Origin of the sequence: Marinobacter sp. AL4B (assembly GCF_019916045.1) — a bacterium.
In the GTDB taxonomy this organism is placed as follows: domain Bacteria; phylum Pseudomonadota; class Gammaproteobacteria; order Pseudomonadales; family Oleiphilaceae; genus Marinobacter.
The window spans coordinates 99006-123808 of sequence record NZ_JAILWZ010000009.1 but is presented as its reverse complement, the minus strand read 5'-3'; the positions used below and the strand labels follow the sequence as shown (position 1 = coordinate 123808).

Here is a 24803-nt window from a genome sequence, read left to right as displayed (position 1 = left end):
CTGCCTAATCAGAGAGCGGCGTTGGCCGCTCCTGCATCTTCTACCTGTTTAGCTTGGACACTCGTCAGGGCGATGGTGAAAACAATATCTTCTACCAGTGCGCCTCGTGACAAGTCGTTGACTGGCTTCCGTAGGCCCTGCAGCATTGGGCCAACACTGACCACATTGGCGCTGCGCTGCACTGCTTTATAGGTTGTGTTGCCAGTGTTGAGGTCAGGGAATACGAAGACCGTTGCCTTGCCCGCCACCTTGCTGTCAGGGGCCTTCGATTTGCCCACGCTCTCGATAACCGCCGCGTCGTACTGCAACGGCCCGTCGATCAGCAGGTCTGGCCGGCGTTCACGGGCTATTCGCGTTGCCTCTCGCACTTTTTCTACATCTTGTCCGGTTCCGGATTCTCCAGTGCTGTAGCTGATCATGGCGACGACTGGCTCAATACCGAAAGCTTCTGCAGATTCGGCACTTTGTATCGCGATGTCTGCCAGTTCCTCAGCGTTTGGATCGGGGTTAATTGCGCAGTCACCGTATACCAGTACTTGTTGCGGCAGCAACATGAAAAAGACAGATGAAACCACTTTGGCGTTGTCGTGGGTCTTGATCAATTGCAGGGCAGGGCGGACGGTGTTCGCAGTGGTGTGAATTGCACCGGAAACAAGGCCATCCGCTTCGTCCATGGCAACCATCATAGTTCCCAGCACAACGTTGTCTTCCAACAGTGCTTCCGCTTGGTCAGCCGTGAGTCCTTTGTGTTTGCGCAGTTCAACCATTGGCGCGATATAGTGCTCACGAACGGACTGTGGATCGATGATCTCCATGTCGCCCGGAATTTGAATGCCGAGTGAATCGGCAACGGACTGAACTTCCTGAGGCTCGGCGATTAATGCGCAACGGGCAAGTCGGCGCTCGTGACAGATAATGGCCGCCTGGACAGTTCTTGGCTCGCTGCCTTCGGGAAGAACAATCCGTTTGTCGGCTGCGCGGGAGCGTTCAGACAATTGGTAGCGAAAGGCCGGCGGCGAGAGGCGACGTTGCCTTGTTACTTTCAGGTGCTCCTCAAGCCAGGCGGTGTCGATACTTTTAGCGACCGCCTCCATTGTTTGCTCAACACGCTCGGTATCATCAATTGGAACTGACGGAGAAAGGCTTGCGAGTCTGTTGGCTGAGTCGTAGGTGTTGTTCTTCGAGCCCAGAATAGGGAGTCCGGTGTCAAGTGCGCGCCGGCAAAGCTCGATGATGTTTTCATCAGGCATCAAGCCACCGGTCAGAACCAAACCCGCAAGAGGCACGCCGTTCAGGGCTGCAACGGCGGTAGTCACAATTATGTCATCGCGGTCGCCGGGCGTGACCAAAAGGGTGCCGGGTTTCAGGATGTCTGTCATGTTACGGATAGTGCGAGCGCAAACGGACACCTTTTGAACCCGGCGCTGGTGCATTTGGCCTTCGTACAGCACCTTTATGCCCAACTCTCGCGCTACGTCTGAAACGCGCGGCGCAAGGAGCTGTGGATCCCAGGGGATCTGCCCCAGTAAATGGAAACGCCCGGTTGAGAACACCTTGCAGGAGTCTTGGAAATTGATCTGGGGTGTTTGGTCTTTTGATTGTAGCGATAGATCCGGGCGGGATTGCCGTGGCTCACCCACTTTATTGAGTATAACTGCAATCACTTCCGGGTCAGATGGGGCAGCGAACAGCCGTGCCGAGAAATCAAGTTCCTCATCCAGCTCTTTCGCTGAGCAGTCTTTGGGGGCACTGACCAAAATAACTTCGGAACCCAGATTTCGCGCCACTTCAACATTCAACCGCGCGATGTAGGTTTCGCCACTGTCCGGCACTAGGCCTTCGATGATAACCACATCGACCTCGTTGGCGACTTTCTGGTATTCGCCAACGACGTTCTCGAGCAGTAGGTCAGCTTTCCCACGATTAATTAGCTGTTGCGCTTCTTTGAGTGGAATCGGGTCTGGTACTTGCTGATCTCCGTGCGCACGTACAAACGCGACAGAGGAGTCCTTGCCACCATTATGTATAGCCTCTCCCTCGTGAACAGACTGAGTGAAGGGTTTGTAGAAACCAACGCTGACGCCTTCTTGTTCTAATGCTCTCAGCAGCCCAAGGCATACCGAGGTTAAACCTGAATTCATCGAGGTTGGCGCTATAAAAAGACTTTTTGCCATAACGTATCCAAATTAAAGTCGTGAGTTGTCAAAGACTGGCCAGTCGGCTCGCTTCCTGGGCGATCACCAATTCCTCATTGGTAGGAATTGTGAGAATCGGGAAGCGGGAATCGGCATGGCTCACGCGGTTTCCGCTTTGCTTTCCGTGCTGTTGGTTAAGTTCGGGATCAATCGTCAAACCAAGCAAGCTCAGATGTTTAATCGTTTCGCGCCTTACCTCGGCACTGTTCTCGCCGATCCCACCCGTAAAGACCACGGCATCCAAATGCGTAAGTGAGGCGGTCATGGCACCGATATAGCGCGCTAATCTGAAGCAGAATACATCGATCGCTAAACGCGAGGGTTTATCGCCTTGTTCGGCAAGCTCACACAAGGTGCGCATGTCGTTAGTGTGGCCGGACAGTCCCAATAGCCCGCTTTCATTGTTAAGCATCGCGTGGACGTCGCTGGCACATACACCTTGGCCAGACAGATAGTCGAATAATCCGGGGTCAACGTCGCCACTGCGAGTGCCCATTACAAGCCCTTCTAGCGGAGTAAGCCCCATGCTGGTGTCTACACTTTTGCCGTCTTGTATGGCTGTGATGCTGCAACCATTACCCAGGTGGGCTGAAATAATGGATGTTTTCTCTACGGCTTTGCCAAACAGCCGGGCTGCTTCTTGGACCATAAAGTAGTGGCTGGTACCGTGGAATCCATAGCGCCTTACGCCCCAATTTTCGTAGCAGCGTTTGGGTAAGGCGTATCGGTATGCCTTTTCAGGCAATGTTTGGTGAAACGCAGTGTCAAATACGGCTACCTGCGGCACCGACGGGAACAGAGCCTGCATGGCGGCAATGCCAACAAGATTCACCGGGTTGTGGAGAGGGGCAAGGTCCGAAACCTTTTCGATGGCTGCGATGGTATCCGTGTCAATCAGCGCTGCTTCGCGAAAGGTTTCACCTCCATGAACCACTCGATGGCCGATAGCAAGCGGCGGGCCTTGGAGGCGCTTTTGTTGGGTAAAGGTTTCAATGAGAACCTGCAGTGCCTGTTGGTGATTGGCACCCTCGGGAAGCTCTATCGGCTCAGAGTTGCCATCTATGTGGGCAATGGCATCTTTTCTGTTTAGTTTTTCGGCCAGCGCCGATGCTTTCTTTCGATGATGTTTGTCGAAAAGTGCCAGCTTTACAGAGGAGCTGCCGCTGTTTACAACCAGTATGGTTTCTTCCATGGGTAATGCCGTTTTAGTACTTGGGTATGGCTCGGTGATTGCTGTCGAGCCAATGGATAAATTCCTGCTCTGGCAGGGGGCGGCTATAAAAGTAGCCTTGGGAATAATCACAGTGCTCCGACTTCAGGAAAAGCGTTTGCGATTCCTCTTCGACGCCTTCAGCGATGACGGTTAAGCCTAAGCTGTGAGCCATGTTAATGATGGCCCGGACCAGTGCTGAGTCATCCGTATCCGTAAGAACGTCTTGAATAAAAGATTTGTCAATTTTAAGCGTATCAAAGGGATACGACTTGAGATAGCTCAAGGCCGAGTAACCCGTACCGAAATCGTCAACTGAAAGACGAATGCCGGCCGTATCCAATTGCCTGAGAATGTCGGCGGTTTCGATGGTGTTGTCCAAAATCAGTCGTTCGGTAATTTCCAGTTCGAGTAACTTTGGTTTGAGGCCGCTGTCAGCCAGTGCCTGAAGCACAACGTCGGTGAATCCCGGGTCTCTGAACTGCCTTGGTGAAACGTTAACAGCAATCCCTAAATCGTAACCGGTTAGGGCGTGCCAGCACTGGGCAACTTTACAGGCCTCTCGGATGACCCATTCACCGATAGGGATGATTAGGCCAGTCTCTTCGGCGAGGGGAATAAAGCGGTCTGGCATGACGGTGCCAAGCGAAGGATTGTTCCATCGCAGCAGCGCTTCGGCAGCCACTAACTTGCCAGACGAGGTTTCAACGATTGGTTGAAACACCAGTTGGAACTCATTGAGTTCCAGGGCCTTTCGCATGTGAGACTCCATGTGAAGGCGTTCGTGGGAAACCTCGGTCATTTCAGGCGTAAACAGAGCATAGGAGCTTTTGCCCTGATGTTTGGCTTCATACATGGCGGCATCGGCGTGTTGGAGCAGCGACCCGCTGGTGTCGGCGTCGTTCGGGAAAACCGCTATACCAATACTGGTTGTCACAAAGACTTCCTGTCCATGTAGAAGGAAGGGGGATGAAAATGTGAGCAAAATACGCTGAGCAACCTGGCAAGCATCATTCACATCCGTCAGGCCCGGAAGAATGACCAGAAACTCATCGCCCCCAAGCCTTGCCACCGTGCTCGTGCCGCGAAGGCAACTGGAAACCCTGCGGGCAGCTTCCACCAGCAAAGTATCACCCGCGTCATGGCCGAGTGTGTCATTGATGTGTTTGAAGTTGTCGAGGTCAAGAAACATAACGCCGACTTGTGTCGTGTCCCTGCGAGCTTGCGCTATGGCGAGTTTCAAGCGGTCGAGTGCGAGCATTCTGTTCGGCAGGCCGGTGAGGATGTCGTAGTTGGCTTGCCTGAGCAGTTGTTGCTCATAGCGTTTTCGAATACTGATGTCTTCCCCGAGTATCAGGTAGCCGGTGGTTGCGTCATTCGCGCCTTTGATCGGTGTGATCACCAGTTGTTCCCAGTAGCGTTCGCCGTTCGATCGTGAACTATTTACCTCCCCTTGCCACACGCCAACACGCTGAACCTGAAGGCGCACTGATTGCCAAAGCTGCTCGGCTTCACGCTCTCCCATGCTGTGGCTGATCAGGCTGGAGGGGTGTTGGTTTTTGATCTGCTCGGGTCGGTGCCCGGTAAGTTGAAGGAACTTCTTGTTGGCGTACTCAATGTGCCACTGCTTATCGCAAATCAAAACAGACGAAGGGCTTTGGTCGATGGCTTCGGAGAATTTGAGAATCTCGGCTGCGTCGTGTTCGCGACGTGCTATATCTTCATTAAGCCGTTCGCGCATCTGATTGATCGCATCCGTTACCATGCCAAGCTCATCCTTGAAATGATTTTTGGGCTCAGGGCGTTCCAGTCGCAAGGGGCGGCTGAGGTCGTCGAGTGACAGATCCCGGGTGTACTCGGCCATGGCCGTCAAATGCCGGGTAACCAAATGTCGGAAGATTGAAAGAATCACGATAGAAACCACAAAGATGGTCAGGAACTGGGTAATCAGGGTAACGCCAATCTTTGTCCTAAGATCTGTATACACACGGTCAAGACTCGCTGTGACGGTCAGATTCCCGAGCTTGATCAGCTCTCCTTCTTGGTGGTTGAGGGCGAAACTATGGTTAAGGGTATTGGGGCCGTTAGGAAGTGTGCCCATAACCAATTCTGAATCGGGTTCGATGCGAAGACGCAGGTGAGAGATATCAGGTAGGCTTAAAATGCCTTCCATCTGTGTTTGCAACAGCTTTTGATCCAGCGCCCACAAGCTTCGCGTGAGGCTTGATGCATAACTAGATTCAATGACTTCCATTCTGTCTTCGATATTCGCCAGATCGTTCCGGTAGTCCGAATATATCTGAATGCCTGACGCCAGAAGTGTTAAAGCCGAGCTAAAGATGAGTATCCAGCTTAGAAGCCGGAATGAAAGGGGAGAAGTGCGTCGGAATCGTCTTAAACGACTGGAGATGTCGGGCATGTTGTTAGTTTGGTCACCGCATGAGGTTCCGAGCTGAGTCGCCATATCCTTGGCAATTCCTAAATTGAATGTGTAAACGAATCGTTAAAAACTGACTATAGCAGCAGTTTTTTTCAAATGCTTAGGATTTGCGTTTGGGCAACAGCAAAAAGGAGGCGTGCTTCTCAGCTTTGGTTGGTGCGTCTGACAACGATGTGTACTTGATGCAGGTCAATACTAAAATTTCGGGACCGCGTAACCTGAGCTTAGTCAATTTATAGAAGCTAGATAAGTAGAGCTGGGGTGTTTATGTTTATGGACGTGGTGGTGTTCGCGGGAATTGCAACTGTGCTTTTGATGATCAGTTTTTTCGTTGGTATCGGGATCTTTGTGAAAAAAGATCAAGAACGACATGAAAAGAAAGTGAAAGGAAAGAGTGGCCGAAGCCAAGTAGGCGTATCGTAGAGAAAAATTGGCGTCCCCTAGGGGGTTCGAACCCCTGTTGCCGCCGTGAAAGGGCGGAGTCCTAGGCCACTAGACGAAGGGGACGCAACGCTTCTTGACTTGCCTCGTCGAGATGGCGCGTATATTAAGTATCGACCGATGAGCTGTCAACGATTATTTCTAAAAAAATTCAGTTTTTTATGCTGTCGTTCAATGCCTCCTCTAAAACGGGATAGTTGAACGTGAATCCTTCCGATTGTAATCGAGCTGGTATCGCGTTCTGACCTGTTAGCAACAGCCCTGACATTTCGCCCAACATTAGTCTGAGTATAGGTGCGGGTGCAGGGAATAGAGCAGGACGCTTCAAAACTTTTGCCAGTGTGCGTGTAAACTCGGCGTTCGTAACGGGGTTCGGGCTCACCATATTATAAGGGCCTTGGGCGAATTGGTTCTCCAGCATCCAGATTAGACCCGCAACCACATCGTTTCGGTGCACCCACGGCATGTATTGCCCACCGCTACCTAGTTTACCGCCGAGCCCTAGCTTGAACGGAAGTGTCATTCGGTCAAGAAATCCGCCGCCTCTGCCCACAACGAGCCCGGTGCGTGATAGGCAAATCCTAACGGCATCCGCTTGCAGAGCCTGTGCCGCGCTTTCCCACTCCGAGCAGAGCTGGTGGGTAAACTCGGGGTTCGGCTTAGAGTCTTCGGTAACAAGGTGAGCGCCTTGGTCACCATAGAAACCAACTGCCGAACCTGAAATCAATACCTGCGGTAGTTTGTCCCAAGACCTGATCACATCAACCAGGTTAAGCGTGAGCAAGATTCGACTGTCTAATAGTGCGGCTTTTCGTTCAGCGGACCAGCGTTTGTCTGCGATGCCTTCCCCTGCAAGATTGAAAACAGCATCGAACCCAGGATGAGACCGCAAACGGTTGAGATCAGATACCGGTTCAACCCTGCCGCAGATGGCTTTAACTGTTGCGGGTTTTTGTCGGCTCAAAACGGTGAGGGTGTGGCCGGCATTTAATAGTTGTTTACACAGTTCCCGGCCGATGAAGCCAGTACCTCCGGTGATAAGGATTTTCTTGGCCATGCCGATCTCCCGATTTCATTGTTAATGATCATGGTGGTTAATGGATCGGTTTCGCTAGCTCTTCCTGCACAACATCTCTTATGGCCAAGCCAAGTTGGGGGTTGTAGCCGATTGGGTCCGCTAGGCGCATGGATACGTTGTGCTCCTTCTCGATCTCAGCGATCATCGCCGGTACGTCTTTGCGCAAATGGCGGCCGGCAGCAAGAAATAGAGGAACTACAGTGAATTGATGGGCTCCTTGCGTTTTCGCTTGGGCAACAATTGTTTCCATAGACGGCTCAGCAAGCTCCATATAGCCAATAGTGGCGTTCTCGATGGAGTTAAGTGTCGGTTCTGCAAGCTTCTCGAAGGTTTCGCACCAGCGTTTGTCGCTGCTGCCGTGGGCAAGCAAAATGATACGGTGCGTATTGGTCATGATATCTCCGATTTGATCTGCGGGTATTCGTTTAATGTATCAGGGAGTTGGGTAATGTTCGATTGGAAAGAACTTTTGGATTTCTGGTTTGGTGAATTAGATGACCAAGGGCTTCCGGATAAATTTCATCGAAATCGCTGGTTTCGGTCTGATCGTCCGTTTGATCGGGAAATAAGGCGGCGTTTTATGTCGCTGGTTGTCTTTGCGTCAGAGCAGGGGTTGGAAAACTGGCGTACTGAAGCTGGCGGCGCTTTGGCTGAGATTCTTTTGTTAGATCAGTTTACCCGAAACATCTACCGGGGCACATCGCTAGCCTTCGAGCATGATCGGCTCGCGCGTGAACGGTGTAGGTCAGCCATGAACAAGGGGTTTGATGTGGCTTTACCTTCGGTCATGCGCGCGTTTGTGTATATGCCTCTGCAGCACTCGGAGCTGCGAGATGACCAGGAATTGTCGGTGCAGTGCTATCGTCAACTCGCTGCGACGGAGCGTGGTTTGCTGGGAGATTTCCTGGAGAATTTCGTGCAGTCTGCGGAAGATCACCGGGAGGTCGTCGAGAAGTTTGGGCGGTTTCCGCATCGCAATAAGGTGCTAGGGCGGGTATCTACCGAAGAAGAGGGAATATACTTAAAAAGTGGTTCTCGTTATGGCCAGTAGGCTGTTATATGCATAATCTGATGAAATTGAAAAAAAGTTATAAAAAACGGTTGACGGTCCAGCCGGGATCAGTAGAATACGCAGCCGTTGAGAGGCAATGCCTCACAGCTGAAAAGCGGGAATAGCTCAGTTGGTAGAGCACAACCTTGCCAAGGTTGGGGTCGCGAGTTCGAATCTCGTTTCCCGCTCCAGAATTTAGAAAAACCCGACCTTTGTGTCGGGTTTTTTGCTATTTGTTCTTGGTCTTTCGTTCCCTTTCTGCGTGAGCTGCCTACCTCGGTTATACTCTGCTGCTTCATTGATGTAATCGCGAGCTCGAAGAGTTCTTTATGAACGTACAGTCTCTCTTTATATACCCGGTAAAATCGCTTGCCGGTATTCCGATGTCGTACCTGGAGCTGGATGACTTTGGTCCTTCCGGGGATCGCCGTTGGATGATCGTTGATGCCCAAGGGAAATTTGTCACCCAACGGCGATTGCCACAGCTGGCATTGATTGCGGTCGTTCTGGATGATGGAGTGGTGACGATCCACGTGCCAGGTCAAGGCGAATTCGTGTTGACTCCCGCCTTAGAGCAGCAGCAAGTAACGGTTTGGCGAGACCAAGTGTTCGCCAGCTCCGCGCAGCATGTTGCAAATGAGGCGTTGAGCCGTTTCTGTGGTGAACCGTTGCGCCTGGTGTATATGCCAGACTCAAGCTTTCGTAGAGTGGATCCGGGTCGGGTAGCCGATGTACGCCGAGTCGGTTTTGCCGATGGCTTTCCTTTCCTTGTTGCTAATACCGCATCACTGGAAGAGCTCAATGGCCGGCTTGCGCAAAGGGTCGATATGCGGCGTTTTCGTCCTAATATTGTGATCTCCGGTGTGGAGCCTTGGGCTGAAGATGAGTGGCGTGAACTCAACATCGGTGGCGTGAGTTTCCGAGTGGTTAAGCCGTGTTCCCGGTGTGTCCTGACAACGGTTGATCCGGATACCGGTGAAAAAAACCCGAATACCGAGCCGCTTAAGACTCTCTCTGGTTATCGCAAAACCCCGGATGGCGTGATTTTTGGTCAAAACGCAGTGCACGAGGGGTGTGGAAGAATTGTAGTAGGGGATTCCGTTTCTATTATCGAGCAGGAGTGTTGAATACAGTGCCTTTGTTAACCCTGGATAAAATATCCCTGTCGTTTGGTATGCACCCGCTATTAGATGGTGCATCTTTGATTATCGAACCGGGTGAGCGAGTGTGTTTGCTTGGCCGCAACGGTGAGGGAAAATCGACGCTGCTCAAAATCGTCAAGGGTGATGTTACGCCTGAAAACGGGATCGTGCGATTGGAAGAGGGCGCTGTGTTGTCGGTGTTGCCTCAAAACCTGCCGTCAGAAGAATCGCGCACGGCTTATGAGGTGGTTGCGTCAGCGTTCCCCGAAACCGGCGAATTGCTTGCCCAGTTTCACCATTTATCTCAGCAAGCTGATGAAGCCAGCCTGAATAAAATGATGGCGGTTCAGGAGCGGTTGGAAGCTCTTGATGGTTGGCGGCTCGACCAGAAAGTGACCACCATTCTAGCTCAGTATGGTGTAGAGCCAGACCGGACTCTGGACACTTTGTCTGGTGGCTGGCAACGGCGTGTATTGCTGGCAAAAGCTCTGGTGGCTGAGCCGGATGTTTTGTTGTTAGATGAGCCGACGAACCATTTGGATGTTCCAGCCATCGCTTGGCTTGAAGAGGCGTTGGGCCAGTTCCGTGGCGCAATGTTGTTTGTGAGCCACGACCGAGCGTTCATTCGCCGCATGGCGACGCGAGTCGTTGAGCTGGACCGTGGGCAGCTCGTTAGCTTTTCTGCAACTTACGACAAATACCTTGAGCTCAAGGAAAAAGCGCTGGAAGAAGAGGAGCGGCAGAACGCATTGTTCGATAAGCGGCTCAAGCAGGAAGAAGCCTGGATTCGCCAGGGTATCAAAGCGCGTAGAACCCGGAATATGGGACGTGTGCGTCATTTGAAAGCAATGCGGGATGAGCACCGTCAGAGGCGCGTTCGCGGAGGAACCGCCAGTTTCGCAGTAGAAGAAGCTGCGCGCTCCGGAAAGTTGGTCGCCGAAGCCAGTCATGCTGATTTCGCTTACCCTGGGCAATCTCCAGTTATTCGTGATTTGGATCTAACCGTTCTGCGCGGAGACAAAATTGGTTTGGTGGGTGAAAACGGAACAGGGAAGACGACACTGGTTCGCCTGCTGCTAGGTGAATTGGAACCGAGTGCGGGCAGCATAAGGCTGGGCACTAACTTGAAGGTTGCTTATTTTGACCAGCTTCGTGGTGAGCTCGATCTTGAGAAAAACGCGCTTGATAATCTTTCTGAGGGGCGTGAATTTATCGAGATTAATGGCCAGAGCAAACATGTGCTCGGTTACTTACAGGAGTTTCTGTTTACTCCGGAGCGCGCACGCTCCCCGGTGAGCGTGTTTTCAGGAGGGGAAAGAGCGAGATTGTTGCTGGCGAAGTTATTCAGCAAGCCTGCGAATATCCTGGTGTTGGATGAGCCGACTAACGATCTCGACGTAGAAACGCTGGAGTTGCTTGAAGAGCAGGTATCGGAGTTCAAAGGCACGGTGCTTGTTATAAGTCACGATCGTGAATTTCTTGATAACGTCGTGACCGACGTTATTTTCCTGGATGGCACCGGTTCGGCAAGGGAGTACGTTGGCGGTTACAGTGATTGGCGCCGTCAGGGCGGGGCTTTCCCCTCGGAGGCATCCGGTAATCGCCCGGATAAACAAGATAAGCGCGGTAAGGGTGTTGGTGAAGGTGCGAGCATCAAACCCGAGGAAGCCCCTGTGAAGCAGTCGTCAAAGGCGAAACCGGTCAAGCTTAGCTACAAGCTCAAGCTTGAGCTCGAACAGTTGCCGGGCAGAATTGAGCAGCTTGAAACTCGCGTAGCGACATTACAGGAAGAGATTTCTGCTTCAAACTTCTATTCGAAAACGTCCGACGAAGTGGAGGCTACTTTGGATGCACTAAGTGAGGCTGAAGGGCAGCTCGAGACTGTGATTGAGCGCTGGATGGTCTTAGAGGAACAAGCCGGCCAATAAAGTCGGGGGCGTAGGTTTGCCCCCGTTTTTATTCAGACTCAGTGGATTCTGATGGCCATGACATCGCACTCTGTTCCGTGTAACACACCGTTGGCTGTGGAGCCTAAAAGTAGCTGAATGCCTTTGCGGCCATGACTGCCCACAATGGTAAGGTCAATATCGTGTTCGGCTACCAAGCGATGAATTTCAGATTCTGGCCGGCCCACTGTCACAATTTGATCTTCGTTGCTTATACCGTACTGCTCGCCGTATTTCCCAAGCTGTTCTCGCGCAGCCTTATCCAGCTGGTCCTGCAATTCCGACAGGTCCATGGGTATATCTCCACCATAGGCATAACCAACTGGCTCGACTACGTGTGCAAGGATCAGCGTTGCGCCGTGGGCTTCGCAGATAGCTTTCGCTTTGTCCAACACTTGCGGGGCTTCTTCCGTTAAATCGATCGCCACCAGCATTTTTTTGTACGTCGGCATGCGTTCACTCCTTTGTGATTGATAAGGCATGAATCAAGCATAGTACCGTTAACCAGTGGATGGAAGAGGAAAGTAGGTGGCGTTGGGGCAGCTGGAAGGGTCTGCCCTAATGATTGTGGGGTTAGCTATTATTGCCCATTAATTCAATGGCAGATGCTAATCCGTTAATGATGCCTTTCGAGTATCGGTCGATAATAAAGGAAACGTTATTGTCGTTGAAATTGACGTAGGAGCTCCGAATAAATTGCCACTTTGAAGAAACGTCGCTTAGAGTTTCCTTTAGCATGCCTGTGGGTGAGCCGGAGCTGACGTTTTTCAGGTAGTTGTCAAAGGTTTTGGCCTGTTCGTCCAGCGGGGTTTCGGTTGTAGCGCCTTGGAAGGTTTGCGATACGGACGAGTGAGTGCGAGCGGCGTAACGTGCCATCATTTGGGCCATAAGAACGGCCGCAGATCTGGCGGATTCAACGCGATCGTCGGCTTTAGCGCCGCTGTTTTGTTGGGCAACGCTGTACAGCTCGGTTGCTGTGGTGTTCATGGTTGAGGCTTGATCGGCCATATCTGCCATCAAGCGGAGGTCGGGGTAGCCTCGATCTCGAACTTCGTTGATATTGCTACGCATGAGATCTTTAAACTTATCAAAAGACTCGTTGAGTGTTTTGATCTGATCGCTGGAGAGCACGCCGCTCGTACTGGCAATCACTGAGTTCATGGCGTCATTTGCGTTGTTAATCGCCACTACAATCCGATTCAGGGTTTCGGTGTCGCCTGTTGCGCTGAAGCTGTAAAAGGCGTCTACGGCGAGGTAGTTATTGATGCGAAAACCGTGAAGGTCAGCCAGAAATTCGCTGCCGGCTTCTTGGGCGCGAGCGCCAAAGGCTGCTAGTGATAGAAATAGAATTGCCGAGATTATCGAGGTGAAGCGCGTGCGACTGCCTGTCATCGGAAGAGTCTCCGTAATGCGGTTTTATTATTGTGGACTATTGTCTTTCAGCGAAGTTAAAGTAACTTCATCGCCTTATCAAGTAGTTTCCGCCAGTTACAGAGGGTTCCGTGAGCTAGTTCCGCTCGAGCCACCGCGGGTTTTATGTTGGCTTCCGAAAGAAACAAATTGACAAACGCTCCGTTTTTTTTCATCGTGTCCCCTCACGATTCAAACAAGTGTATGAATCTTTGAATCGGAAAGATCGGGCAGTGACCGAAATCTCGCTGCACAAACAGCCGGTAAGGCGCATTAGCGTCCGCTGGTTGTCAGCAGTTCCAAACACAGACTGGAGATCAGTTGATGATTTACGAAGGTAAAGCCATCACGGTTAAAGAGATCGACGGTGGGATCGCTCAGTTGGACTTTGACTTGCAAGGCGAGTCAGTCAATAAGTTCAACCGTCTCACTATCGAAGAGCTAGGCGCCGCAGCTGAAGCACTCAAATCCCAGAAGAACCTGAAGGGTCTGGTTGTAACCAGCTCTAAAGACAGCTTCATCGTTGGTGCAGACATCACCGAGTTTACTGAGCTGTTTGCGGGTTCTGAGGAAGAGCTTGTCGCTAACAACTTGAAGGCGAACGAAGTATTTAACGCCATTGAAGATCTGCCGTTCCCGACGGTTACCGCTATCAACGGTATCGCACTGGGTGGTGGTTTCGAAATGTGTCTGGCCACGGACTACCGTGTAATGGCGCCCAAAGCCAAGGTAGGGCTGCCAGAAACCAAACTAGGCATCTTCCCTGGTTTTGGCGGCACAGTGCGTTTGTCTCGTCTTGTTGGTGTGGACAACGCAGTTGAGTGGATTGCTGGTGGTACTGAGAACCGTGCTGATGCCGCTCTGAAAGTTGGCGCTGTTGATGCCGTTGTTGCTCCTGACCAGTTGGTTGCCGCTGCAGTTGCCATTATTGAACAGTGCAATGAAGGCAAGCTGGACAACCAGGCACGTCGCGAAGAGAAGAAAGGCAAGATCAAGCTGAACGCCATGGAAAGTATGATGGCGTTCGAGATCTCCAAAGCGTTCGTAGCGGGTAAAGCGGGTAAGAATTATCCGGCACCGGTTGAAGCGATCAAGACCATGCAAAAGCATGCGGGCATGACTCGCGACAAGGCTCTTGAAGTCGAAGCCAAAGGCTTTGCCAAGATGGCCAAAACCAATGTTGCGGCTTGTTTGGTTGGTCTGTTCCTGAACGACCAGGCGCTAAAGAAGAAAGCCAGCGCTTGGGAAAAAGAAGCTTCTGATGTAAATCTGGCCGCTGTATTGGGTGCCGGCATCATGGGTGGTGGTGTTGCTTACCAGTCTGCACTGAAAGGCACGCCGATCATCATGAAGGACATTAACCAGGACGGCATCGCGCTGGGCCTGAAAGAAGCCAAGAAGCTTCTGTCCAAGCGTGTTGACAAAGGCCGTATGGACGCTGGCAAGATGGCCGACGTTCTGAATAGCATCACTCCATCCCTGAACTACGGTGATTTCAAGAACGTAGACTTGGTTGTTGAAGCAGTTGTTGAGAACCCGAAGGTTAAAGATGCTGTTCTGCGTGAAACCGAAGATGCGGTTCGCGAAGACGCCATCCTGACGTCCAATACCTCCACAATTTCCATCAACCTTCTGGCTAAAAACCTTAAGCGTCCGGAAAACTTCTGTGGCATGCACTTCTTCAACCCGGTGCACATGATGCCGCTGGTTGAGGTTATCCGTGGCGAGAAGACCAGTGATCGCGCTATCGCGACCACGGTTGCTTACGCCAAAGCCATGGGCAAGACTCCCATCGTTGTTAACGACTGCCCAGGCTTCCTGGTTAACCGTGTACTGTTCCCGTACTTCGGTGGCTTTGTAGGTCTGGTCCGTGACGGTGCCGACTTCCAGAAAGTCGACAAGGTTATGGAGAAGTTCGGTTGGCCGATGGGTCCTGCGTACCTGCTAGATGTTGTTGGCATGGATACCGGCAAGCACGCTGGTGAAGTCATGGCGGACGGCTTCCCGGATCGCATGAAGCACGCCGAAACCACCGCTATCGACGTAATGTTTGAAAACAACCGTTACGGTCAGAAGAATGACGTTGGTTTCTACAAGTACGAGTTGGACCGCAAGGGCAAGCAAAAGAAGGTTGTAGACGAAGAAACCTACAAGCTGCTTGAGCCAGTCGTACAAGCCAAGAATGAATTCAGCGACGAAGACATCATCGCCCGTATGATGATCCCTCTGTGTCTGGAAACTGTACGCTGCCTGGAAGACGGTATCGTAGAAGATCCGGCTGACGCGGATATGGGCCTCATCTTCGGTATCGGCTTCCCGCCGTTCCGTGGCGGTGCGCTGCGCTACATCGACGATATGGGTGTAGACAAGTTCGTTGAACTGGCAGACAAGTTTGCAGATCTGGGTCCTTTGTATCACCCGACCGAGAAGCTGCGTGAAATGGCCAAGACTGGCGAAAAATTCTTTGGCTAACCCTGAAAGAGATTTCCGAACGGAGAAAGATCAATGAGCCTTAATCCGAGAGACGTTGTCGTCGTCGATTGCGTACGGACTCCGATGGGTCGTGCCAAAAACGGTTGCTTCCGTAACGTACGTGCGGAAACCCTGTCGGCTACGCTGATCGACGCACTGTTCGAGCGCAACCCGAAGCTCGACCCAAAAGAAGTTGAAGATGTGATCTGGGGTTGTGTAAACCAGACTAAAGAGCAGGGCTTTAACGTGGCACGGCAGATTTCTCTGCTGACCCGTATCCCGCACGAGTCTGCAGCACAAACTGTTAACCGCCTGTGTGGCTCCGCGATGAGCGCCATTCACACTGCGGCCCAGGCCATCATGACCGGTAACGGTGATGTATTCATGGTTGGTGGTGTTGAGCACATGGGTCACGTACCTATGACTGCTGGCTTCGACCACAACCCGGCTGCATCCAAATATTCTGCTAAAGCGTCCAATATGATGGGCCTGACCGCAGAAATGCTGGCTAAAATGCACGGTATCACCCGTGAACAGCAGGACGAATTTGGTGCGCGTTCTCACCGCTTGGCTCACGAAGCCACGCTAGAGGGTCGCTTCAAGAATGAAATCGTTCCTGTGCAAGGTCACGATGAAAACGGCTTTGTTAAGCTGATCGAAGAAGACGAAACCATTCGTCCGGAAACCACTGCGGAATCTTTGGGCCAGCTGAAGCCGGCTTTTGATCCGAAGAGCGGTACCGTGACTGCGGGCACGTCTTCTCAGTTGACTGATGGTGCCGCTGCCATGGTGCTGATGTCTGCAGAGCGTGCTGAAGCACTTGGTCTGAAGCCAATCGCGAAGATCCGCAGCATGGCAGTAGCCGGTTGTGATCCCGCGATCATGGGTTACGGCCCGGTTCCGGCGACCAAAAAAGCGCTGAAGCGTGCAGGTCTGAAAGTCGAAGATATCGACTTCTGGGAGCTGAACGAAGCGTTTGCTGGTCAGTCTCTGCCAGTGCTGAAAGACCTGAAGCTTCTGGGTGTAATGGAAGAGAAGGTTAACCTGAACGGCGGCGCGATTGCTCTTGGGCATCCGCTGGGCTGCTCTGGTGCCCGTATCTCTACCACCCTGCTGAACGTTATGCAGGCCAAAGGCGGTAAACTTGGTGTATCCACCATGTGTATCGGTTTGGGTCAGGGCATCGCGACGGTCTGGGAGCGTCTCTGATCGATTAATTTAGATCAGTAATGCTTTCTCAGGAGGCCCGGCTTATGCCGGGCCTTTCTGTTTCTGGTGCTCTTTTTTGGTGCCAAAAAATCAGAAAAACACTGTTTCAAGTTAAAGAATGGGTTGTCTTGCCATTCTTGACCCTGTAAAACAGTGAGCCTATACATAATGGCAGCCCTTACGTTTCCAGTTGCCTGATTTTTATGCGAGTTTGCGGTTTGTTTAGTTAATAACCGATTCGCCGCCAAGGATATAGATCTCCGATATGGGTAAAAGTCTCGTTATTGTCGAGTCTCCAGCGAAAGCGAAGACCATCAACAAGTATCTGGGCTCTGACTTCATTGTTAAGTCGAGCGTTGGCCACATTCGTGACCTGCCAGTCAGTGGCAGTGGCAGTCAGTCTGACCCGAAAGAACGGGCTAAGCAGGCGGCTGCAACACGCAAGTTGAGTCCTGAGGAAAAGGTCGAACACAAAAAGCGCAAGGCCAAGGAGCAACTGGTTGCGCGCATGGGTGTCGATCCGGATCGCGACTGGAGTGCGCGATACGAAGTCTTGCCGGGCAAAGAAAAGGTGGTCAGTGAGCTGAAGCGTTTGGCCAAAAGCGCAGACCACATTTACCTCGCAACGGATTTGGATAGAGAGGGGGAGGCCATCGCTTGGCATCTCCAGGAGACTATTGGTGGTGAAGCAGACAAATACCGCCGGGTTGTGTTCAACGAAATTACCAAGCGTGCCATTCAGGAGGCGTTTGAGGACCCGGGTAATCTCGATACCGATCGTGTAAACGCGCAACAAGCTCGCCGTTTTCTGGACCGGGTTGTGGGTTATATGGTTTCGCCACTGCTGTGGAGCAAGATTGCCCGGGGTTTGTCGGCGGGCCGTGTTCAGTCTGTTGCTGTCCGCCTGATTGTTGAGCGTGAACGTGAAATCCGTAAGTTTGTACCGGAAGAGTTTTGGCAGTTGCATGCCGATCTGAATCCGAATAAAGCACAACAGCCGGTGCGCTTTGAGGTTACTCGGCACGCCGGTAAACCTTATCGCCCAGTCAATGAAGCTGAGAGTAACGAGCATGTGGCTCGCCTCAAAGAGGGTGGCTTCAAGGTTGCCAAGCGGGAAGATAAGCCGACCCGCTCAAAGCCGTCAGCGCCGTTCATTACCTCGACCTTGCAACAGGCGGCCAGTAACCGGATGGGCTTCAGCGTAAAGAAGACCATGATGTTGGCGCAGCGTTTGTACGAGGCGGGTTACATCACCTACATGCGTACAGACTCCACCAATCTGAGTAAAGATGCAGTCGAGAGTTGCCGGGAGTTTGTACAAAAACAGTTTGGCGATCGTTATTTACCGGACGCCCCACGCCTATACGGTAGCAAGGAAGGCGCTCAGGAAGCGCACGAGGCTATTCGTCCCTCCGAGGTGACTCGTAGGCCGTCTGATATTTCTGGTCTTGAGAAGGACGCTGAGAAGCTCTACGACTTGATCTGGCGACAGTTCATTGCATGTCAGATGGCCGATGCCGAATTCCTGAGTACTTCTATTGTGGTGGCTAATGGCGACTACGAGCTGCGTACCCGTGGTCGCATCGTTAAGTTTGAAGGTTTCTTGAAGGCGGCACCTCAATCCTCCAAGAAAGATGACGATGTAGCGTTGCCTGACATCAAAATTGATGAGGCGCTTGATCTGAATAAACTGGATCCCACTCAGCATTTCACCAAGCCATCGCCGCGCTATACGGAAGCGAGCTTGGTTAAAGAGTTGGAGAAGCAGGGTATTGGTAGGCCGTCCACCTACGCGTCGATCATTTCCACTATTCAAGACCGCGGTTATGTGCGTTTGCAGAATCGGCGATTCTATGCCGAAAAAATGGGCGAGATTGTTACCGAGCGTTTGGCCGAGTCGTTCCCGAATTTGATGGATTATGATTTCACGGCTCGCTTGGAAGACGAGTTGGATCATATAGCTGGCGGTGAAGTGAAGTGGAAAAAGGTGCTCAATGATTTCTACGCCAAGTTCCGCAAACAGCTCGACAGCGCCAGTCAGACGGAAGGCGGAATGCGTGCTAATACGCCGACTGAGACTGACATACCGTGCCCCAGTTGTGGACGGAATATGCAGATTCGTGTGGCGAGTACTGGTGTCTTCCTTGGTTGCTCCGGGTATGCGTTGCCGCCTAAAGAACGTTGTAAGACTACAATCAACCTCGTATCTGGCGATGAGGTTGTGAGTGCGGACGAAGATGTAGAAGGCGAGGGCGAAACTCGTCTCCTGCGAATGAAGCGTCGGTGCGGCAAGTGCGGTACCGCCATGGATAGCTACTTGGTTGATGAAGCGCGTAAGTTGCATGTGTGCGGTAATAATCCCGATTGCTCTGGCTATGAAGTAGAGCAAGGCACATTCCGGATCAAGGGTTACGACGGCCCTACGTTGGAATGTGATAAGTGCGGTTCGGAGATGCAGCTCAAGACTGGGCGCTTTGGTAAGTACTTTGGCTGCACGAGTGATGACTGTAAGAACACCCGTAAGTTATTGAAGAGTGGAGAGCCTGCTCCACCCAAGATGGATCCGGTGCCGATGCCTGAGCTGCAGTGTCAAAAGGTTGATGATACCTATGTTCTGCGTGATGGTGCCTCGGGATTGTTCCTGGCTGCGAGCAAATTCCCGAAAAACCGGGAAACTCGTCCACCATTGGTCATGGAAATCAAACCGCACCGGAAGGAAATTGATCCGAAGCACGATTATTTGATGGATGCACCGGAGAAAGACCCTGAAGGCAATCCAACCGTTATTCGTTACAGTCGGAAAAGCAAAGAGCAGTACGTTATGTCAGAAAATGACGGCAAAGCGACAGGTTGGTCTGCTTGGTACGAAGGCGGTCGCTGGGTGCCGAGGGATAAGAAGAAAAAGTAATTCGTTGTATCGAGCCCTAGGGGAGGCGCCGGAGAGAAAGGCGTTTCCCCTAGGTGTTTTATGGTTATTTTCGGTCTAACATGGTCCAATTCTGCTTACTTTTTACGTAAGCGTTGAATCAGCGACGACGTGTCCCAGCGATTCCCCCCCATCTTTTGTACATCCCCGTAGAATTGATCCACTAGCGCGGTCACCGGCAAGGTTGCCCCGTTGCGGGTTGCTTCCTGCAAACAGATTCCTAAATCTTTACGCATCCAGTCCACGGCAAAGCCGTAATCGAATTTCCCATCCGCCATCGTGGCTGACCGGTTTTCCATCTGCCACGATTGGGCGGCTCCTTTGGATATCACATCCACAACTTTCTGAATGTCCAGGTCAGCTTGTTCGGCGAAGTGCAGCGCCTCTGAAAGCCCTTGAATAAGTCCAGCAATGGCAATTTGATTTACCATTTTTGTTTTCTGACCACTGCCAGCAGGGCCCATTAGGTTGAGTGCCCGGGCGTAGTGATCCATGATTGGTGCCGCTTGGTCATAATCTGACTGGTTCGCGCCGCACATGATCGTTAGTTGCCCGTTTTCGGCACCTTGCTGGCCGCCGGAAACGGGTGCATCGATGAAGCCAAGGCCGGCTTTGGAGGCGCCCGCGAAAAGGTGTTCAGCGATACCGGCCGAGGCGGTTGTGTGGTCTATTAAAGTTGCGCCTTTGGGGGCGTTCTCAAGAATGCCGTCAGGGCCTTCGTAAACGGCCATAAGATCTTTGTCGGCGCCTACGCAGGTCATTATGAAGTCGGCATTCTGAACGGCTTCTGAGATAGTCTTACAGGCGGTTCCGGAGTATTCGGCGGCCCATTTTTCAGCTTTTTCTTCTGAACGATTCCATACTTGCACCGAAATGCCTGCGTTGGCCAGATGGCCCGCCATGGGGTAGCCCATAACGCCCAAGCCAATAAATGCAGCTGTCGTTGTCATTATTGATCTCCTTTTCTGTTACAAACACAAAGGCCGCTGAAATCAGCGGCCTTTGTGTATTCTTCGATGTTCCACAAGCAATTACTTGGTTGGGTAGTCGCGCTTCGGTGAGCCGGTGTACAGCTGGCGAGGGCGGCCGATGCGGTTGGCACCGCTGACCATCTCGTTCCAGTGTGAGAACCAGCCGATTGTCCGGGACATTGCGAAGATAACGGTAAACATGGAGGTTGGGATACCGATAGCTTTCAGAATGATGCCGGAGTAGAAATCGACGTTCGGGTAAAGCTGGCGCTTCACGAAGTATTCGTCTTCCAGAGCAATTTTTTCCAGGCGCTGGGCGATCTTAAGTAGTGGATCGTTCTCCAGGCCAAGTTCGCTCAATACTTCGTGCGCAGTCTCGGCCATAACTTTCGCACGCGGGTCGAAGTTCTTGTAAACCCGGTGACCAAAGCCCATCAGACGGAACGGGTCGTCTTTGTCCTTCGCTTTCGCGATGAACTTTTCAATGTTGGATTCGTCACCGATCTCAGCCAGCATATCCAGCACAGCTTCGTTCGCGCCGCCGTGTGCCGGCCCCCAAAGTGCTGCAATGCCGGAGGCGATACAGGCGTAAGGGTTAGCGCCAGTGGAGCCTGCGAGACGAACGGTTGAGGTAGAGGCGTTCTGCTCGTGATCTGCGTGCAGAATGAAAATCTTGTCCATCGCGTTCGCGAGAACCGGGTTTGGTTTGTATTCTTCGCACGGGGTGCCGAACATCATCTGCAGGAAGTTTTCTGCGTATGACATGTCGTTGCGCGGGTACACGAACGGCTGACCTACGGAGTACTTATAGCACCAAGCTGCGATGGTTGGCATTTTTGCGATCAAGCGGTGACCGGTGATCTCGCGCTGTTTTGGATCGTCAACATCCATCTGATCGTGGTAGAACGCCGACAAGGCGCCCACAACACCACACATAATAGCCATCGGATGCGCGTCACGGCGGAAGCCGTTAAAGAAGTTGCGCATCTGATCGTGCAGCATGGTGTGGTTTTTAATGGTGGTATGAAAGCGCTTGTTCTCTTCTTCGCTCGGCAGTTCGCCGTTCAGGAGGAGGTAGCACACTTCAAGGAAGTCAGATTTTTCGGCAAGCTGGTCGATCGGGTAGCCGCGGTGAAGCAAAACACCGTTAGCGCCATCGATGTAAGTGATAGCAGATTCGCAGGCCGCGGTAGAAACAAAGCCTGGATCGTAGGTGAAAACGCCTTCCTGGACTAGCCCGCGTACGTCAATAACGTCAGGGCCGACGGTGCCGGAATAAATCGGAAGCTCAATGGACTTATCTCCCACCGAGAGCGTGGCTTTCCTGTCGGTCATGGTGCTCTCCTGTTCTATTAGGTTTAGCAGCTCTTTGCATTTATCGATGCGCGAGAAGGCGCGTATTATCGCAAAACTGGCGGCAAAATATAGGGTGTCAGCTTTTTTTGTCAATCTATTGATGATGAAAACACGGATTTACACGGACAAAAGTAGGCTCTGGAGGGCCGGATTCCGGCGCTTGGCGCTTCTTAAATTGTTTGTCAATAAGCTCAATAGGTGAAGCTGGTGTGCGCCTGGCAAGGCTTTCGGAGTGGTTGCAGGTTTGTAATTACCGAGGTGTCTCCTTATAATCCGTAGCCCGGAATCGGGGATGCGCCTGCCTGCAGGCTAGAGCATAGCAAGCTATCGGGTAGTCATCCGCCCTCCTGAACCAATCGGTTATCGGTTTCGTATCGATTCTCCGGTCCCAACATACTAACCATCCGCTGCCAGAATATCGGTTTTGCGGAACCAAAAGAGAGTGTGAGAGCGCTGTGAATAGCAAACGACCAGTAAATCTCGATCTCGGCAAGTTCCATTTTCCGCTGCCAGCCATTACTTCGATCCTGCATCGTATCAGCGGCATCATCATTTTTGTGGGTGTTGCTTTCCTGATGTACGGTTTGGATCTCTCCTTGTCCGGAGAAGATGGCTTCAATCGTGTTAATGAACTGCTGGACAGCTTCCTAGCAAAGCTGATTACCTGGGGCATCCTGTCTGCTCTGCTGTACCACCTCGTAGCGGGTATTAAGCACCTGTTGATGGACGCTGGTATCGGCGAAGAGCTTGAGAGCGGTCGCCTTGCCGCGAAAATCACGCTAGTGGTTTCCATTGTTCTGATTATTCTGGCAGGAGTCTGGGTATGGGCATGAACAGTGTAACGAATATCGGTCGTAACGGGATTCAGGATTGGATCATTCAGCGTGCTACAGCTTATGTGCTGGCTCTTTACACGTTGTTCCTGTTGGGTTTCTTTATTACGACTGACGTTGACTACCAGGCTTGGGCTGCGCTGTTCAATCAGGGTTGGTTCAAGATTTTCAGCCTGCTGGCGCTGTTGTCCATCGCCGGGCACGCGTGGGTCGGTCTGTGGACTGTATCCACCGACTACATCAAATCGGCACTACCGCGCTTTTTGCTGCAGGCAGCCTGCATCCTTGTGATGTTTGTGTATGTCGTGTGGGGCATTCAGATTCTTTGGGGGCTTTAATCGATGGCTAACATCAAAACCATGTCTTATGACGCGATTGTTATCGGTGGTGGTGGAGCTGGTATGCGAGCCGCCCTCCAGCTGACCGAGTCTGGTCTTAACACCGCGTGTATCACTAAAGTGTTTCCGACCCGTTCGCACACTGTTTCCGCCCAAGGTGGCATTACATGTGCGATCGCGAGTGCTGATCCCAACGACGATTGGCGTTGGCACATGTACGACACCGTTAAAGGTTCTGATTACATCGGTGACCAAGACGCCATCGAGTACATGTGTTCTGTCGGTCCTCAGGCGGTATTTGAGCTTGAGCACATGGGTCTTCCGTTCTCTCGTACTGAGCAAGGCCGCATCTATCAGCGTCCTTTCGGTGGTCAGTCTAAGGGGCCCGATAACCCGACTCAGGCTGCTCGTACTTGCGCGGCAGCTGACCGTACGGGTCACGCACTTTTGCACACGCTGTATCAGGCAAACCTGAAAGGCGGCACCAGCTTCCTGAATGAATGGTACGCCGTTGATCTGGTTAAAAACTCCAAGAACGAAGTTGTTGGTGTTGTTGCTATTGAGATCGAAACGGGTGAAGTTGCCTACATTAAATCTAAGGCAACCGTTCTGGCGACCGGTGGTGCTGGCCGTATCTACGCGTCTACAACTAACGCGCTCATCAACACCGGTGACGGTATTGGTATGGCGCTGCGTGCCGGTTTCCCTGTGCAGGATATGGAAATGTGGCAGTTCCACCCGACCGGTATCTACGGTGCCGGTACTTTGGTGACCGAGGGTTGTCGAGGTGAGGGTGGTTATCTGATTAACTCCGAAGGTGAGCGGTTCATGGAGCGTTATGCTCCGAACGCGAAAGACCTGGCTGGCCGTGACGTTGTTGCGCGCTCCATGGTTCTTGAAATTCTGGAAGGACGCGGTTGTGGCCCTGAAAAGGATCACGTACTGCTGAAGCTGGATCACTTGGGTGAAGAAACTTTGAATCTGCGTCTGCCGGGTATTTGTGAGCTTTCACGTACCTTCGCTCACGTTGACCCGGTTAAAGAGCCGGTTCCGGTTGTGCCGACCTGTCACTATATGATGGGAGGGGTTCCGACCAACGTTGGTGGTCAGGCGTTAACCCAAGACGAAAACGGCAACGATCAGCCTATCCCGGGTCTGTTTGCTTGTGGTGAGGCTGCGTGTGTATCTGTTCACGGTGCGAACCGTTTGGGCGGTAACTCGTTGTTGGACCTGGTTGTCTTCGGTCGTGCAGCTGGTCTGCATATTGAAGAGCAGATTCGTGGCGGTTTCGAAGTTGATAACGCCAGCGATGAAGATATCAAGCGTGCCATGGCGCGACTGGATCGCTTGAACAGCGCTTCCGAAGGCGAGGACGTGGCAACCGTACGTAAGGATCTTCAGAACTGCATGCAGCTGTATTTCGGTGTATTCCGTGATGGCAAGAGCATGGAAGAAGGTCTCGAGAAGTTGGAAGCTATCGGTGAGCGTGTTCGCAAGACCAAGCTGGCCGATACCAGTCAGGCCTTTAACACCGCTCGTATCGAAGCGCTTGAGCTTGATAACTTGTATGAAGTTGCATTGGCAACTGCTATTTCGGCAAATGAACGCAAAGAAAGTCGTGGCGCGCACGCCCGTAACGACTTCACCGAGCGTGATGACGAGAACTGGCTTAAGCACTCCATGTACTTCCCACTCGAAAGACGCGTGGGCAAGCGTGATGTGAATTTTGCGCCAAAGACTGTTCCGACCTTCCAGCCGAAAATCCGGACCTACTAAGGGGAGATT

At 52.1% G+C, this 24803-nt stretch carries 19 protein-coding genes and 2 tRNA genes; 11 read left to right on the top strand and 10 right to left on the bottom strand.

What is annotated here, in order from left to right; translation table 11 throughout:
* Nucleotides 1-8: 8 nt before the first annotated feature.
* From pta to K5L82_RS01125, 3 genes are read right to left on the bottom strand one after another with little or no spacing between them, the layout of a single operon-like run.
* Nucleotides 9-2174, bottom strand: coding sequence for a phosphate acetyltransferase (pta, locus tag K5L82_RS01135; RefSeq protein WP_133005334.1), 2166 nt, complete (start codon nt 2172-2174; stop codon nt 9-11).
* Nucleotides 2175-2202: 28 nt separating this feature from the next.
* The gene (locus K5L82_RS01130) at nt 2203-3387 is read right to left on the bottom strand and encodes an acetate/propionate family kinase (protein WP_223132871.1); all 1185 of its coding nucleotides are present in this window, start codon (nt 3385-3387) and stop codon (nt 2203-2205) included.
* Between the two features lie 13 nt (nt 3388-3400).
* A complete protein-coding gene (locus tag K5L82_RS01125) occupies nt 3401-5824 on the bottom strand; it encodes an EAL domain-containing protein (RefSeq protein WP_223132985.1) in 2424 nt (807 codons plus the stop codon).
* A gap of 288 nt (nt 5825-6112) precedes the next feature.
* Here K5L82_RS01125 and ccoM point away from each other — a divergent pair, with 288 nt between their 5' ends.
* Complete coding sequence (gene ccoM, locus K5L82_RS16690; RefSeq protein WP_316933348.1) at nt 6113-6268, top strand: cytochrome c oxidase subunit CcoM; 156 nt, start codon at nt 6113-6115, stop codon at nt 6266-6268.
* Nucleotides 6269-6276: 8 nt separating this feature from the next.
* Here the strand turns inward: ccoM and K5L82_RS01120 are convergent.
* The 3 genes from K5L82_RS01120 to K5L82_RS01110 all read right to left on the bottom strand — a co-directional run bounded on the left by K5L82_RS01120 (nt 6277) and on the right by K5L82_RS01110 (nt 7758).
* A tRNA-Glu gene (locus tag K5L82_RS01120) sits at nt 6277-6352 on the bottom strand.
* A gap of 85 nt (nt 6353-6437) precedes the next feature.
* A complete protein-coding gene (locus K5L82_RS01115) occupies nt 6438-7343 on the bottom strand; it encodes a TIGR01777 family oxidoreductase (protein WP_223132870.1) in 906 nt (301 codons plus the stop codon).
* 37 nt (nt 7344-7380) lie between these two features.
* The gene (locus K5L82_RS01110; protein WP_133005337.1) at nt 7381-7758 is read right to left on the bottom strand and encodes a sirohydrochlorin chelatase; all 378 of its coding nucleotides are present in this window, start codon (nt 7756-7758) and stop codon (nt 7381-7383) included.
* A gap of 54 nt (nt 7759-7812) precedes the next feature.
* On the opposite strand from K5L82_RS01110, the gene K5L82_RS01105 reads away from it, so the two are divergent.
* The 4 genes from K5L82_RS01105 to K5L82_RS01090 all read left to right on the top strand — a co-directional run bounded on the left by K5L82_RS01105 (nt 7813) and on the right by K5L82_RS01090 (nt 11485).
* Complete coding sequence (locus K5L82_RS01105) at nt 7813-8415, top strand: DUF924 family protein (RefSeq protein WP_133005338.1); 603 nt, start codon at nt 7813-7815, stop codon at nt 8413-8415.
* A gap of 115 nt (nt 8416-8530) precedes the next feature.
* Nucleotides 8531-8606 (top strand) — tRNA-Gly (locus K5L82_RS01100).
* A 138-nt stretch (nt 8607-8744) separates the two neighbouring features.
* On the top strand, nt 8745-9542 hold the full coding sequence (locus K5L82_RS01095) for an MOSC domain-containing protein (protein ID WP_223132869.1): 798 nt from the start codon (nt 8745-8747) through the stop codon (nt 9540-9542).
* 5 nt (nt 9543-9547) lie between these two features.
* Nucleotides 9548-11485, top strand: a complete 1938-nt coding sequence (locus K5L82_RS01090) for an ATP-binding cassette domain-containing protein (RefSeq protein ID WP_223132868.1) — start codon at nt 9548-9550, stop codon at nt 11483-11485.
* Nucleotides 11486-11523: 38 nt separating this feature from the next.
* Here the strand turns inward: K5L82_RS01090 and K5L82_RS01085 are convergent, their stop codons facing one another.
* Complete coding sequence (locus K5L82_RS01085) at nt 11524-11955, bottom strand: universal stress protein (protein ID WP_133005341.1); 432 nt, start codon at nt 11953-11955, stop codon at nt 11524-11526.
* A gap of 121 nt (nt 11956-12076) precedes the next feature.
* Nucleotides 12077-12895: a hypothetical protein gene (locus tag K5L82_RS01080; RefSeq protein WP_223132867.1), complete on the bottom strand. Its 819-nt coding sequence runs from the start codon at nt 12893-12895 to the stop codon at nt 12077-12079.
* 342 nt (nt 12896-13237) lie between these two features.
* On the opposite strand from K5L82_RS01080, the gene fadB reads away from it, so the two are divergent.
* The 3 genes from fadB to topA all read left to right on the top strand — a co-directional run bounded on the left by fadB (nt 13238) and on the right by topA (nt 19502).
* Nucleotides 13238-15385, top strand: a complete 2148-nt coding sequence (fadB, locus tag K5L82_RS01075) for a fatty acid oxidation complex subunit alpha FadB (RefSeq protein WP_133005343.1) — start codon at nt 13238-13240, stop codon at nt 15383-15385.
* A 33-nt stretch (nt 15386-15418) separates the two neighbouring features.
* Complete coding sequence (gene fadA / locus K5L82_RS01070) at nt 15419-16594, top strand: acetyl-CoA C-acyltransferase FadA (RefSeq protein ID WP_133005344.1); 1176 nt, start codon at nt 15419-15421, stop codon at nt 16592-16594.
* Between the two features lie 265 nt (nt 16595-16859).
* Entirely contained in the window at nt 16860-19502 is a 2643-nt protein-coding gene (gene topA / locus K5L82_RS01065) for a type I DNA topoisomerase (RefSeq protein ID WP_223132866.1), read from the top strand.
* Nucleotides 19503-19597: 95 nt separating this feature from the next.
* Here the strand turns inward: topA and K5L82_RS01060 are convergent, their stop codons facing one another.
* The gene (locus tag K5L82_RS01060) at nt 19598-20470 is read right to left on the bottom strand and encodes an NAD(P)-dependent oxidoreductase (protein ID WP_223132865.1); all 873 of its coding nucleotides are present in this window, start codon (nt 20468-20470) and stop codon (nt 19598-19600) included.
* An 81-nt stretch (nt 20471-20551) separates the two neighbouring features.
* Complete coding sequence (gene gltA / locus K5L82_RS01055) at nt 20552-21826, bottom strand: citrate synthase (RefSeq protein ID WP_133005347.1); 1275 nt, start codon at nt 21824-21826, stop codon at nt 20552-20554.
* Between the two features lie 476 nt (nt 21827-22302).
* Between gltA and sdhC the strand changes: the two genes are divergently transcribed.
* The 3 genes from sdhC to sdhA are packed head-to-tail and all read left to right on the top strand — an operon-like array spanning nt 22303 to nt 24794.
* Nucleotides 22303-22680 (top strand): succinate dehydrogenase, cytochrome b556 subunit, encoded by a 378-nt coding sequence (gene sdhC / locus K5L82_RS01050; protein WP_114335565.1) that lies wholly within the window; start codon nt 22303-22305, stop codon nt 22678-22680.
* Entirely contained in the window at nt 22677-23018 is a 342-nt protein-coding gene (gene sdhD, locus K5L82_RS01045) for a succinate dehydrogenase, hydrophobic membrane anchor protein (RefSeq protein ID WP_223132984.1), read from the top strand. The genes sdhC and sdhD overlap by 4 nt, the downstream gene beginning before the upstream one ends.
* Nucleotides 23019-23021: 3 nt before the next feature.
* Nucleotides 23022-24794, top strand: a complete 1773-nt coding sequence (gene sdhA, locus K5L82_RS01040) for a succinate dehydrogenase flavoprotein subunit (RefSeq protein WP_223132864.1) — start codon at nt 23022-23024, stop codon at nt 24792-24794.
* The last annotated feature ends 9 nt before the right edge of the window (nt 24795-24803 follow it).